The 13453-nt window shown below is 54.4% G+C and carries 12 protein-coding genes and 1 pseudogene; 6 read left to right on the forward strand and 7 right to left on the reverse strand.

Annotation, left to right across the window (positions count from 1 at the left end; all coding sequences use genetic code 11):
• The coding region (locus B7G66_RS06470; protein ID WP_048858936.1) for a hypothetical protein at positions 1–183 on the reverse strand (183 nt) is incomplete at its 3' end.
• Between the two features lie 307 nt (positions 184–490).
• On the opposite strand from B7G66_RS06470, the pseudogene B7G66_RS06475 reads away from it, so the two are divergent.
• From B7G66_RS06475 to cls, 3 genes and pseudogenes are all read left to right on the forward strand, one after another.
• Positions 491–850: pseudogene (locus B7G66_RS06475) on the forward strand (IS5/IS1182 family transposase); the annotation flags it as partial.
• Positions 851–1321: 471 nt separating this feature from the next.
• Positions 1322–2917 (forward strand): alkaline phosphatase D family protein, encoded by a 1596-nt coding sequence (locus B7G66_RS06480; RefSeq protein WP_040510772.1) that lies wholly within the window; start codon positions 1322–1324, stop codon positions 2915–2917.
• A gap of 109 nt (positions 2918–3026) precedes the next feature.
• The gene (gene cls / locus B7G66_RS06485; protein ID WP_040510773.1) at positions 3027–4469 is read left to right on the forward strand and encodes a cardiolipin synthase; all 1443 of its coding nucleotides are present in this window, start codon (positions 3027–3029) and stop codon (positions 4467–4469) included.
• Positions 4470–4600: 131 nt separating this feature from the next.
• On the opposite strand, the gene B7G66_RS06490 is transcribed toward cls, so the two are convergent.
• Positions 4601–5797 (reverse strand): lipase family protein, encoded by a 1197-nt coding sequence (locus B7G66_RS06490; RefSeq protein WP_003619740.1) that lies wholly within the window; start codon positions 5795–5797, stop codon positions 4601–4603.
• Positions 5798–5911: 114 nt separating this feature from the next.
• Between B7G66_RS06490 and B7G66_RS06495 the strand changes: the two genes are divergently transcribed.
• Positions 5912–6517: a TetR/AcrR family transcriptional regulator gene (locus tag B7G66_RS06495; RefSeq protein ID WP_048858937.1), complete on the forward strand. Its 606-nt coding sequence runs from the start codon at positions 5912–5914 to the stop codon at positions 6515–6517.
• A 988-nt stretch (positions 6518–7505) separates the two neighbouring features.
• Here B7G66_RS06495 and B7G66_RS06500 read toward each other — a convergent pair.
• The gene (locus B7G66_RS06500; protein WP_003619743.1) at positions 7506–8264 is read right to left on the reverse strand and encodes a M15 family metallopeptidase; all 759 of its coding nucleotides are present in this window, start codon (positions 8262–8264) and stop codon (positions 7506–7508) included.
• A 406-nt stretch (positions 8265–8670) separates the two neighbouring features.
• Here B7G66_RS06500 and B7G66_RS06505 point away from each other — a divergent pair, with 406 nt between their 5' ends.
• A complete protein-coding gene (locus tag B7G66_RS06505) occupies positions 8671–9717 on the forward strand; it encodes an aldo/keto reductase (RefSeq protein ID WP_040511910.1) in 1047 nt (348 codons plus the stop codon).
• A gap of 266 nt (positions 9718–9983) precedes the next feature.
• Here B7G66_RS06505 and B7G66_RS18950 read toward each other — a convergent pair whose 3' ends face one another.
• From B7G66_RS18950 to B7G66_RS06525, 4 genes are all read right to left on the reverse strand, one after another.
• Positions 9984–10115 carry a hypothetical protein gene (locus B7G66_RS18950; protein WP_264986174.1) on the reverse strand — a complete coding sequence of 44 codons (132 nt, stop codon included), beginning with the start codon at positions 10113–10115 and terminating at the stop codon, positions 9984–9986.
• A 109-nt stretch (positions 10116–10224) separates the two neighbouring features.
• Entirely contained in the window at positions 10225–10416 is a 192-nt protein-coding gene (locus tag B7G66_RS06515) for a putative hemolysin (protein ID WP_003619748.1), read from the reverse strand.
• Between the two features lie 154 nt (positions 10417–10570).
• Positions 10571–11758 carry a lytic transglycosylase domain-containing protein gene (locus tag B7G66_RS06520; protein WP_237700308.1) on the reverse strand — a complete coding sequence of 396 codons (1188 nt, stop codon included), beginning with the start codon at positions 11756–11758 and terminating at the stop codon, positions 10571–10573.
• Between the two features lie 41 nt (positions 11759–11799).
• A complete protein-coding gene (locus tag B7G66_RS06525) occupies positions 11800–12741 on the reverse strand; it encodes a 2-hydroxyacid dehydrogenase (protein WP_003619751.1) in 942 nt (313 codons plus the stop codon).
• A gap of 110 nt (positions 12742–12851) precedes the next feature.
• Here B7G66_RS06525 and B7G66_RS06530 point away from each other — a divergent pair, with 110 nt between their 5' ends.
• Entirely contained in the window at positions 12852–13433 is a 582-nt protein-coding gene (locus tag B7G66_RS06530) for an NADPH-dependent FMN reductase (RefSeq protein ID WP_003619752.1), read from the forward strand.
• Positions 13434–13453: the final 20 nt, after the last annotated feature.

The raw sequence follows: 13453 nt of genomic DNA on the forward strand, positions 1-13453 counted from the left end.
AACCAGAACGGCGGCTGGGGCGGTCGCGGTGGCCACGGCAATGGCGAGAACCAGAATGGTGGCAGCCAGAATAGCGGCAACCAGAACGGCGGCTGGGGCGGTCGTGGCGGTCACGGCAATGGCGAGAACCAGAATGGTGGCGGCCAGAATAACGGCAACCAGAACGGTGGCTGGGGCGGTCATGGCGGCGGTGATCGTAACGGTGGTGACTGGAACCGGAATAGCAACTCAGATTCAAACTCAAACTCCAGTTCCAACTGATCCTGCCTGTCATCCCGAAAGGCCTGACTTGATCAGATCAATAAAACCCCAAGGAAGGCTCCGGTTTAACCGGGGCCTTTTTTGATATTCAGGTTTTTCAATTTCAGATTGATTGCGCTCTTATGTGTCCGTCCAAGAACATGCTGAATGATTGGAATCGTTTATGATTTTCTGTCAGCGCGCCTGATTTGAAGGAGTTGCTGATGTGGAGCGCTGAGAACCGTGCCCGATAGTGCATCCTGCCGACATCCAGGACCGCGACGGCGCGCCGCGGGTCGCGGCCCGAATCAGGTTCTTATTTCCCTGGCTTCGCTATCTGATCGATGATGGGGGATATGCTGGCAAGAAATTGTGTGGTGCGTGGGTTGCACTCGGCCGATGGACGATCGAGGTCGTCAAATGTAGCGATCGGGCCGAAGGCTTCGTCGTCCTGCCCAAACGCTGGATTGTGGAGCGTAGCTTTGCATGGCTTGGACGCTGCCGGCGCCTTACGAAGGATATCGAGGCAACAATATCATTATCCCACGCGTGGTTGATGATCGCCCATATCCGTAGAGTCCTGCGAAAAATCAATCAGATTACTTTCTGATTTATAATTTCAGAGATTATTTCAAAAGTTTGAATAAATAATATCAAGAAAATATCAAGGTTTTTTTGTGAATGTTTCCTGGAAATTTTTGGAAGACGTTGCCTTTTTCAAAAAAACGGCAATCGCAAAATTTTCTTATTTTTATCAAGGGTTTATTTTAAAACAATCTCCAAGAAATATATTCGTTCTCGCACACAATATAAAAAGTATTAATAAAATTATTTACTGATAATATGATTAAAAAAATAAATATATTTTTTAAGTTTTGTAAAATATTATATTAATATTTTGTATAAGCGCATAGATTCATATCAATATAAATTCATAAAAATATTACACAAGGTCCCCTGACGATTTTACATAATGTAAGGGAGGATCTTCAATGATCGGGTCAAGGCATTCTGGATCTGGGAGCAAAGGCAGACAGAGCAGAAATCTGTATTTTATATTCAGATCCAGAAAGGGATTTTCATGGTATTTCTAAAACGCAGGCAGGTTTTGGCAGGCTTAGGCACAGGATTGCTGCTTTCTACGCGGATCAGGGCCTTGAAGGCTGCTACTCCGGTTAACCTCGATAAAAATCCGAAATTTGATATATCACCTTTTCAACTTGGCGTTGCATCAGGCGATCCTTCATCAGATGGTTTTGTAATCTGGACACGTCTTGCCCCTGCGCCACTTTCGCTTGACGCGGGTATGGATAATAACCGCCCGATGCTGGTAATATGGGAAGTAGGTGAAAATGAGGCCCTTTCGCATATCGTGCGTCGGGGGCAGACTCTTGCCCATCCTGAACTGGGGCATTCGGTGCATGTGGAAGTGACAGGTCTGAAATCTGACCGACCATACTGGTATCGCTTCCGCATTGCCGGTTACGACAGCACGATCGGACGCAGCCATACATTCCCACAACCCGATGAATCCCCCGCGCGCGTAAGGTTCGCCGCAGCAGGATGTCAACATTATGAAAAGGGATATTATACTGCCTGGCGTAATATTGCGAACGAACCAATAGATTTCGTGTTCCATTATGGTGACTATATTTATGAAAGTGGCGGCAGCAAGGTCGGCATAACGCCGAACAGCACATCGTTTCAGGTATTGCGCCGTCATGTCGGACCTGAATGTTACTCACTTGATGAATATCGTCGCCGTTATGCACAGTATAAGGCGGACGCAGACCTGCAGGCGGCCCATGCCGCAGTACCTTGGATCGTCACGTCTGATGACCATGAAGTCGATAATAACTGGGCCGGGGACAGTGATCAGGACGGCACACCACCGGATATATTCCAACTGCGCCGGGCATCGGCCATGCAGGCCTATTATGAACATATGCCACTGCGCCTGACTTCGCTGCCCGATGGTAATCATATGCAGATATACCGCAGCCTGCGTTATGGCGACCTGATGAATATATTCGTGCTTGATACACGACAGTATCGCAGTGACCAGGCATATGGGGATCAGTTCGCCGCACAAGGGAAGGATGTCTGGTCATCAGATCGGACAATGATGGGACGGGAGCAGGAACAATGGCTGTTCAATGGCCTTGCCCATTCAGATGCGAGGTGGAACCTGCTGGCCCATCAGGTCATGATGATGAATCTTGCCTTTCGCAAATCCGATCATGGCGCGTTGCTGTACAGCATGGATCAATGGTCTGGATATATGTACAGCCGCAATCGCCTGTTGCAGTTCATCAGGCAGAACTGCCCCGGGAATGTAGTAAACGTGACGGGAGATGCACATCGTCACTTTGCCGGGAACCTTCTTCTTGATGGGAATGATTCCAGCCCGGTATCGGTGGAATTTCTTGCGACATCCATATCGTCGGGTTCGGATGGGGGCGGGGATAACGACAGTTTCAGCCGTTCGGTCCGGCGTGAGAACCCGCAGCTTATGGCAACGACGGACCAACGTGGCTATGTGCTGTGCGATGTCGGACGTGATGTCTGGCATGCCGACCTTAAGGTGCTCGACAAGGTCACGCAACGTGATGGCAAATTATCAACTTATGCCAGCTTCGCTGTGGAGCGTGGATACCCAAGAATACAGAAGGCCTGATATCTATAGGAAAAGCAGGAGGTTACAGGTCAATATTGCCCATACGCCATGCACGCGATACCATTTCATGCGGCTTTAGGCGTTACCGGATCAGGGCGGGGCGAACGATATGGGGTGGGGTTGGGTTGGTGCGACGACCCTTGGGTGTCAGTTACTGTTTATTGGAAGGGTGCTGTTAAGACCCCATCGTCAGCCAGCATCACGTGTGGCGTGGGTTGCGATTATCGGATCGCTGCCTGTTCTGGGGATGGTTACGTACCTGCTGCTGGGTGAAACGCACCTCAACTGGCGGATTGTCCAGCGTATCCACAAAGCAATCCGGGATCTGCCGGTTCCGGGAAAAAAGAATGATGCCCTCATTGACGCCGAACATGATTTCGGCCTTCCGCCCCGCCTTGCACCCCTGTTCCGGGTGGGGCAGTCGATCAGTGGCTATCCTCCCGCCGGTGGTAACCGGGCCAGGCTGATGTCGGATTCCGATGCTGCGATCACGGCTATGGTTGCCGATATCGATGCCGCAGGCGCACATGTCCATATCAGCTTTTATATCTGGTTGTCTGATAATAATGGTATGAAGGTTGTCGAGGCCCTTAAACGTGCGGCCATTCGTGGGGTTGTCTGCCGTGTGATGGCCGATGATCTTGGATCACGGCGATTGATACACAGCCACCACTGGGGGGATATGCGTGCGGCCGGGGTGCGGGTTGTGCGCGCATTGCCGATCGGAAATCTTTTGCAGCGTCCTTTCCGGGGACGTTTCGACATGCGAAACCATCGCAAGATTGTCGTGATTGACAACCGGATCACCTATTGCGGAAGCCAGAATTGCGCCGATCCAGAATTCCGGGTCAAGGCCCGCTTTGCACCGTGGGTAGATCTTGTCGCACGTTTCGAAGGTCCCGTCGTGCTTCAGAACCAGCATCTTTTCGCGACGGACTGGATCGCCCATACGGACGAGGATCTGACACCTCTCCTTGCTCCGCCTCCCATGGCGGTGGAAGAAGGATTCGTCGCGCAGGTCATTGGCACAAGTGCCGCAGTCCGTTATGCGGCAATGCCTGAGGTATTCGTCTCGCTCATGAATGCAGCGGCGCGGGAACTGACGATCACCACGCCGTATTATGTTCCGGATGAACCGATACAGGCCGCCCTATGCGCGGCGGCGCGGCGGGGTGTAAAAACGGTCCTGACCCTACCGCGTCGTAATGATTCATGGATCGTCGCGGGTGCCAGCCGCAGTTATTATCGTGAACTGCTGGAAGCCGGCGTCATGATCCATGAATATCCCTACGGCCTGTTGCATACCAAGGCACTTACGGTAGATGGCCATATGACCATGATCGGATCGGCAAATCTGGATCGGCGTAGCTTCGACCTTAATTTTGAAAATAATATCCTGCTGGTGGATCGGGATTTTACGGCGGCCATATACGAAAGGCAGCAAAGCTACACCGCTGCGGCCGCACGCGTGACGCTTGATGATGTGATACATTGGCCGATCCATCGGGTGCTATGGAACAATATCCTCGCGATGGTCGGACCAGTGCTTTGACCCGCTTCCCCATCAAGCATATGGCCGGTGGGAGCAGGGCTGCATTCGGGAATGGGAAATAGCTGTTCACCAGAACATATGCATGTGCCCACGATAAATGTGATGTGGTCTGTCGGGCTGTTTACGCATAATCACTGCGCGGTGGGCGTGCAGTGTGGCGTTACGGGTTTTCCTGCCATGACCGCCTGCGTAAACGCGGCTGAATCCGGCAGGGAGGCATTGACCGTTTGGCTGTGGTCCAGTCCCTTGTAAAGATGTGCCTGCACGATTGTTCCTGCTGCACACGCAGCCTTGACAAGGCCGAACTGCAACGGTGGCGGAACATCGCGGTCCAGTTCACCTGTGCCTATGAACAAGGGTTGATTCAGTTTCATGGTAGGGTATGCCATCGCAGCGAGTGCCGGGGCCAGGACCTTTGCAAAATTCGGTGTAAGCGAGTTACCGAACGTCAGGCCCTCAGCCTTCACCTGGTCGGTCAGTTCATGCACGCACAGGTCACTCGCGGCCTGATAGGCGGGCAGGGCCTTTGCGGTGAAGGCATCTTGTGGTCGGAAGGCGGGGTCATAACCAGCCAGTCCCTGTGCGAGATAAAGGGTATAGACCATAAGAGGGTCAAACGTCGCGCCCTGCTGCCGTGTGGCGGAAGTCGTCATGAGCTGTTTCAACAGTTCCGGCGTAAGATACGGCACGCCGGTCGCCACCGTACCACGAATATCGATGTCGGGGGCATAAGTGGGGGCAAATGCCGCAGATGCAAATGCGGCGCCACCGCCTTGCGACTGTCCGACAATCATGACCCTGTTACGTAGTTCCGGGGTGGAGGACAGGGCAGCGCGAACCCCATCAAGCAGGCTGTACGCCTCAACCCGCGTATCCAGATAAGCATGCGTGCCTGGTGTCCCCAGCCCCTGATAATCGGTACCTACGACAGCAAATCCGCGCTTCATCCAGGTCGACAGGTACTGCTTGTTACGATCCGTCCATGGATTGGAGGATGGGGCGCAATGATCCGCCACCCCCACAGTGCCATGTGCCCATGCAACGATAGGCCACCCTCCCTTTGGGGGCTTACCGGGGGGAAGGATCACTTCGGCCGTAACAGGTACCAGCCCATTGCCAGTAATGCCGTTTGTGGAAAGGTAGGTAATGCGCATGGCACGTCCCGCATCCGGCAGGCCGAATGCTTCAGGCAGCGAGGCCGTGGCAGTAAGTTGTCCCGGCCTGCTTTCATGCATGATGGGCGCTGCGTGAACGATGGATGGCAGGGCGACAAGGCATAGGCCTGCGGCAAAACAGGTCAGGGTGCGGACAGGGCTGGGAAAACGCACGCGGAATCCTTTCCATAAGGCAGCCTGCTTTTTGCTTGACCGCCATGCGGGCTTAAACTTAACACTGTAAAGAATGACCATCAGGGCAAGCAGGTGTCAAGTTCCCACGATCATATGATATTGGCTTTGCCGTGCCCTGCGCCAAGGCGGAAAGGCGGAAGCAGGAAAGCCTATCATCATGGCAACTTGCGTGCGGCTTTGCTGAATTCTGCACGTCATCTGCTGGAGGAACAGGGCATTGCTGCTCTTGGGCTACGCGCCATCACGCGGCATGCGGGTGTGTCTTCAGCAGCGGCAACACCGCATTTTGGTAACCTGACCGGCCTTCTAAGTGCGCTTGCAGGTATGGGATATGAAGAACTGGCCGCAACGCTTTCCCCGGTGTTGGAAAAAGGGGTGCATGCAACGGGAATGGCATATGTGCGCTTTGCCATTCTCAACCCTGGTCTGTTTACCCTTATGTTTCGCAGTGACGCCATTGATCGCAGCACACCTGCACTAGCCCTGGCGTCAAGCCGGACATCAGCCATGCTGACACAGGTGATTGAAGGGATGCAGGAACGGCAGGCATCACACACATGCGCGGGAACACGTGCCGCCCTGTGGGGACGTGTACATGGCTTGGCCGTGCTGGCGATCGATGGGTTCCTTGATAGGCTGCTTGCCAGCGAAGGGGTGGGAATGTCGTTGGAGGAACTGGTGGAAGATGCCTTGCGCTGACAGTAGGAAATCTTTTATCAGCATATTTGAAGGATATTGCCTTTGAGATAAAGGCAACGCCAGAGTGTTCTGTCATTACTTTTCAAATATCTGCTCCCAAACAGCTTTGATACAATCGTGGCATCGTCACCACCAATATAATAAGTGTGAGCAACCTCGGCAACGACACCTGTCCATTACGGTCCACGGTCGGATTGGCGCTGACACAGTTCAGCAACTGATGGAAAATGAATCGGGTGATTTTTGCACGGTATGATCCATGGGTTTGCGATAACCTGATGAGATCATGATGGCTTCGACTGAAACCATCTGCGCGCAGTATCGTCGGGGCAATCAGGAAATATGTAAGTGAACTGTGTGATGCACTGTGGGCCCTGATTGCGCCCTGATGCTGCGAAGGAGGGGCGGTTGGACTGCTCCCCGTGCACAAACCTGCAGCAGATCGTTGAGGCCATTTGATATTGTCACGACTGGGTGCCAGTGGCAGTAACTGCCAGATCATTTTCCCCTTCACGATCATGCAGGTACAGAGAATTTCTACCGGTGGATCCGTGAAGGTCGGGATTGGAGGTCTTGAATCATATCCTCGTCTGGTTGATGACCGCCTTCAATACGGAAGATGGAAAAGGGCTTGGTCTACGTGTGACGACAGGTGGGGAACTGACCAATGCAATTGCGTAGGCATTGAAGAACCATGAAGGGCCGCCCTTGATCGAGTGCCAGATTGAACATGACGATTGTACCAGCGAACTGATCTCCTGGGGGGAGCTGCGACCAATGTAAGGCCACCCCGTAAAGATGTATAGGTGAGTATTTAAAATTTTCTGCATGAAGAAGTCATCGTTTTTATATTATTTAAATAATATTTTATAATATATATTGTTGGAAAACAAAATAATAAAATTTATGAATAACTTATAGTTTTTTATAAATATTTTAGTTTTAAACTATCTATATGTGAATTAATGTCGGGTTTTATATTGTGTATTTATGGTGCCGCTGTGCGTTTCACAACAGGGGGGATGTCCTCGAAACGGAGATTCTGTATCGGATAATCCCGCCAATCCTTGTAATCAAAATGCCACCATTCTTCTGGAAGCTGTGTGAAACCTTCTCGTGCCATGGCCTGACGCAGGATTTCCCGGCTTTTCCGCTCTTGTTGTGTGCCACCGGTATAATCGGCATAGGCACGCGGGGTCATTTCATCAAACCCGCTGGGCATGGACACCGGAAGGCCGGATTTCAGTTCATAAAGCGTCAGGTCAACCGCGCATCCCCGGTTGTGCATAGACCCCACCGCAGGATCGGCCACAAACTGGTGTTTGTCGGGAGGCGTTGCATCCCAAAAGAGTTTCGTGACGTACCACGGTCGATATGCATCATAAATCAGCAAACCGTAACCTTGTGAATGCAGGGCGCGCTGTACCCGTACCAGTGCTTGTGCCGCGGGACGTTCCAAATACGCATGGGATGAGGAATAAACGGGATAGCTAAGGAAATTCCGTGTTGTGGCATAACGTACGTCAAAATGGAAAAGCGGCGACAGGCTGGAAAGATCGACAAGGTCGGGTTTCTTTTCCTGCGCTGAGGGTGCAGGGGGAGTGGCTTTCAGGGCATAATCCATCAGTTCCGGCACGGGGCGGCCTGGGGTAATGTGGAATACGGCGCCAGCAGGTTCCTGCGCCGCATGAGCCACCTGCAGAAGTGACCAGAACGATATCGTAACGAGACAGGTCGATCGAAACATCTGTCGGGATTTCCTATGCCGCATTCAGGATAAAGACAGGATTGGAATGTAGGAAAAAATATCTGTCAAGCCTTCCTTTGCAGGGCAGCAGAGACGTCGGACATCATGTAACAGAAGGAACCAGGCATAAAAGACAGCATGTCTGGGGTTATACGTGGCCTGCATTGGGGGAGGCGTATGTATCTTACATCCTTGAAGGGACCAATGTTCTTTCGATACGCAATTTCCAATATGCATACACAATATGTCCAGACAGGCGTTACACGCAGGTGCAATGCAATCACCGCCCGCTTTCAATGATTTCGGGGATGGTTGCGCCATATGGAATCCCTTGCCACACTTGTTTCCGATGCGCCGCACCGGCGTCCCCGGCAGTCATGTGCTGCTTCAAGCGATGGATTTTAGGATGAAACGAAGAGAACTTGGCCGTACAGGCATTATGGTCAGTGAAATCTGCCTGGGCACAATGACATTCGGACAGCAAAATACAGAAGCGCAAGGTCATGCACAGCTTGACCTTGCGCTGGAACATGGCATCAATTTCATTGATACTGCCGAACTTTATTCCATTCCGCCCCGTGCGGAAACCTATGGCGCCACGGAGACGATTGTCGGAAGCTGGCTCAGGGCCCGTGGTGGCCGCGACCGGGTCATCCTCGCAACCAAGGTGGTGGGGCGCAGTACGATGCCATGGTTCCGACCCGGCGGAGAAGAAACCCGGTTGAGCCCACAACAGATCCGTTACGCGATAGAAGGCTCCCTGCGTCGCCTTGGAACAGATTACATCGACCTTTACCAGCTACATTGGCCGGATCGTCGCATTGGCCTGTTCGGCGAAGGGGGAACGACTTTTACGGCCACCCCCGATCCGGACGAAGTTCCCATTGCCGACACGCTTGGCGTATTGGGCGATTTGGTCAATGAAGGGAAAATCCGACATGTCGGTGTGTCCAATGAAACGGCATGGGGGGTGTCGCAATATCTGGCATGCGCGAAAACCGGTGCGCCACGTGTCGCATCAATCCAGAATGCATATAACCTGATTAATCGTACTTTTGAGACGGGCCTTGCTGAAATCGCCATGCGGGAGAAGGTGGGCCTGCTGGCCTATTCCCCTCTGGCGCAGGGCTATTTGACGGGAAAATACCTCGATGGCGCCCGGCCTGAGGGGGCACGCACCACCTTGTTCAATCGTGGGCAACGTTATGAAAAACCTGGTGTGGATGCTGCAATCCGCGCTTACATCGACCTCGCCCATGAACTGGGGCTGGACCCGGTACAACTGGCTGTTGCTTTTGTAACGTCGCGCCCATTTGTGACATCCAACATTATTGGCGCCACGAGTATTGAACAGCTTAAGACAATTCTGGGATCGACGGAAATAAGCATGTCCCCGGAGCTGGAAGGAAAGATCAACGCCATTCACCAGATTCATTCCAATCCGGCCCCGTAACCTGCCGACAGATTGGGGCACGAAACCCGGCTTTATTGATTGACCGGGTTTCGTGTTCCCATGTTCCCTGTCATTCAAGAAAAATCAATGCCGTTGACAGGGCAAAAGCGACGGCAAGCAGGGTGGGACCAACGATATCCCAACGGTTCGGCCCACGCAGTCGTGGGATGTTATTATATGCGGTTTGGCGCAGGTACATGGACATCCAACCCTCCCGAGTGTGGGAAGACATATTGCACAAACAATATTAAAGGACTTCGCGGTGCCTACAGCACCATCAGCGCGCCCCACAGCGCCAGTGTAAGCACAACAATGCCAATTCCAAGCCAGTCCATGGTATTGCGACCGGGATGCATTTCCGGCTCTGGCGTGGGGCGGTATTGTGTTCCCATTGTCATGGCAACCTCCATGCCGGAACGAACATTGCCCGGCACATCCGATATGGGACATGCGACATCGGGAAAAAGGGATGATGACGCATGATCCATATCACAAAACAGCTACTGGCTACCGTTGGCCCATATCCCTGCGGAACAGCGCCCATTCCTCCATTTTCGTGCCATCAGGCAAATGGCAGATACCGACTGCACCATCCGCATCGTTACGGATTTCCAACCGCCCGCCGATTTTGATGCAATGTGCGGATGCGGGATTGGGCATGCCGATCGACTGGACATGTGATGGGTCCTGATGTGTCATGAGGGCAGGTGTCCTGTGGTGGTGGCATGCACCGAGAAGCAAGGGGAGAAACACGGCCATTGCCGCTGTGCGTGTTATCGTCACGTCATATCCTTGTCTGTCATGATGAGGGCCCAGGTGCATGCAGGATGTTTCCGATACCAATGATAGTACATCATGCATGTGCGGGCACAGTCCGGCATGCCATGGCATGCGCATGTAATGTCTGGCACGCCCGCAATGCATCGTCGGCGGCGAACCCGACGAAACGGGCACGATAAAGCGTGCCACCAGCAACCGGAACCGGCATGACCATGGTGGCCAGAGGCACACGTCCGGCCCCGATGATCTGGCGTGTCGTATCAAGGGCCTGACGTGCCTCCACATCCGTGGAAAATGCGCCGATCTGCACCGCCCACTGCCCCGGCGGGGTGGGTATATAGCTTGCGGCATGAAGTATGGGGGATGGTGCAGATGACGTCTGTGTACCGGGCAGGGGGGCGCTGTCGGCAATCGCGATGGCGCCAGCCGTCATCGAGGGCGCATTCCCCCCATCATCATGCGGTGTATCCTGATCCATCAGGCAGGGCGCCGCCGGGTCATAGGCCGCATCGGCATTACGCAGGCAGCCATCCGCCGTCCGTGACAGGGATGCCGCCATCCTGATAGGCTCGGAAGTAGTGGAAGACGCCGTGTCAGTAGAAGCCTTGACCGGAGAAGCATTGACTGGGGGCACATAGGCGGCATCCGGGTTCACCCCATCCGCCCGTGCCAGCAGGGTGGGGGCGCGAAGGGGCGATGCATCGATTCCCAGACTGGGCGTGATGGCCGCCACATATTGCACGGTTTCATCAGGCAATGGCGCACCATTGCGGCGCCATTCCTCCACCCGATCCGGACCAGCATTATAGGCAGCCAGAAAGTCAGGGGCGCCAAAACGGTCATACATCTGCCGGATATAGGCTGTGCCTGCCATGATGTTATCATGCGGGTCATATGGATCACCACCAAGCCCGTATTGCGCCTGCATGTCGGCATAGGTCTCGGGCATCAGTTGCATCAGGCCCATTGCACCCGCGCCTGATGTGGTCAACTGCCCATCCAGATACTGTTTTCCACCGGATTCCTGCTGCATGACAGCACGTATCCACGCCTGTGGAACGGAAAACTGGCTGGCGGCCTGCTGGATATATGGCCCCCATGGGTCATCCACCGTTCCCGGTGCGCGATAGATACGTTGCCCGGCGGTCATCTGCGCCTGGATCGCGGGCTGGGTGGTGGTGCACGCGGCCACCCCCATTACAAGACCCATCATCACCAGTCCCATGCGGCGCTTCTGCATTGGCGCATCTTTCGTCATCATGTGGTTTGGAACATTTCGATCAGGTGCTGCCCATCCTATTCCTAATATCCACGTCCTGCATCATAGAGAAGGGCAGGGGGCACACCATGCTCGATTTCGTGAATGACTTCCGCCAGATAGGCAGCCTGCTCCGTCCGGGATGCTTCAGAGGCGGCGTGGGGTGTAACCGTCACCATCGGATGTTCCCACAGGCGGGAGGCCATCGGCAGGGGTTCCTCCCGAAAAACGTCAAGTACCGCCCCCGCAAGGTGGCCATTATCAAGTGCCGCAAGCAGGGAGACCTCGCACACCTGTTCCCCACGCCCGGCATTCACCAGCATGGCCCCGCGCGGCAGCCGCGACAGCAGGGCTGCGTCGATCATGTCACGTGTCTGTGCCGTGTTGGGCAGGAGGGAGACAAGGATATCGACCTGCGACAGGAATTCCCCCAGCTCGCCTGCCCCTGCAAATGATCTGATGCCCGGAACCTCGCGTCGTGTCCGTGACCAGCCGCGCACCTTAAACCCGAAGTGATGCAGCCGCCGTGCCACATGCCCGCCCAGATGCCCCATCCCCATGATCCCGACGGTCGTGGTGGCAGCCGTGCGCGTCACCAACCTACGATGGAAGATCCTGCGTTCCTGCTGCCGTGCCCATGTGCGGGTTTCGCGCAGAAGGGACAGGCACGCCCATGTCACATATTCCTCCATCAGGGCAGCCGTTTCCCTGCCCCCCATGCGCACAAGCGGTACGTCATGGGGCCAGTGCGGGTCTGCCAGCAGATGATCCACCCCCGCGCCCGCACACAATATCGCCTTGAGGTTCCTGAAGCGCGCAACAGCACCATGCGCAGGCTTCCATACAAGCAGGTAATCCACACGGTCAGGGATACACTGGGCATCTTCCCACCAGATGATGTCCAGATCCGGGGCAATGGCGGAAAATTCATCTTTCCAGCTCTGGAATGCCGGATATTCGCCTTCCGCGACTGCTAATGTCACCATGTTGAACAAGTCTCTCCCGCCATATGTGATGTTATCGTCGGGCCGGGCAACGTGGGCGGCAGCATCGCGAATACCCGATTGTAACCCTCATACCCTTATGGAGAAGCAGCATGACCACGACCAGCCCCCTGCATTTTGTTACCCTTCTGGGCAGCCTGCGCAAGGCGTCATTCAATGCAGCAGTGGCACGTGCCCTGCCGGAGATCGCACCGGAAGGGATTGCCATCACTCCGCTTGGCTCCATCGGCACCTTTCCGCATTACAGTCAGGATGTGCAGGAAGAGGGATTTCCTGCCCCGGTGCTGACGATGGCGCAACAGATCGCCACAGCGGATGCCGTGGTGATCGTGACACCTGAATATAACTACTCCGTCCCCGGTGTTCTGAAAAATGCGATCGACTGGCTGTCGCGTGTGTCGCCGCAACCGCTGGCTGGCAAGCCCGTGGCACTTGTAACCGCCTCCCCGGGAATGATCGGGGGCGCACGGGCGCAATATCATCTGCGCCAGAGTCTCGTATTCCTCGACGCCTATGTGCTTAACCGGCCCGAAGCAATGATCGGGCAGGTGACAGGCAAGGTGGATGCACAGACGCTGGAACTGAGCGATGTCGCAACGCGGGAGTTTCTGGCCCGTCAGCTTGATGCGCTAGCAGCACTTGCACGCACGCTGTCTCCGCGTGCAATCACCTGAAACCGGGGGCGGGTGTGGGG

Source organism: Novacetimonas hansenii JCM 7643, assembly GCF_000964405.1.
Lineage (GTDB): Bacteria > Pseudomonadota > Alphaproteobacteria > Acetobacterales > Acetobacteraceae > Novacetimonas > Novacetimonas hansenii.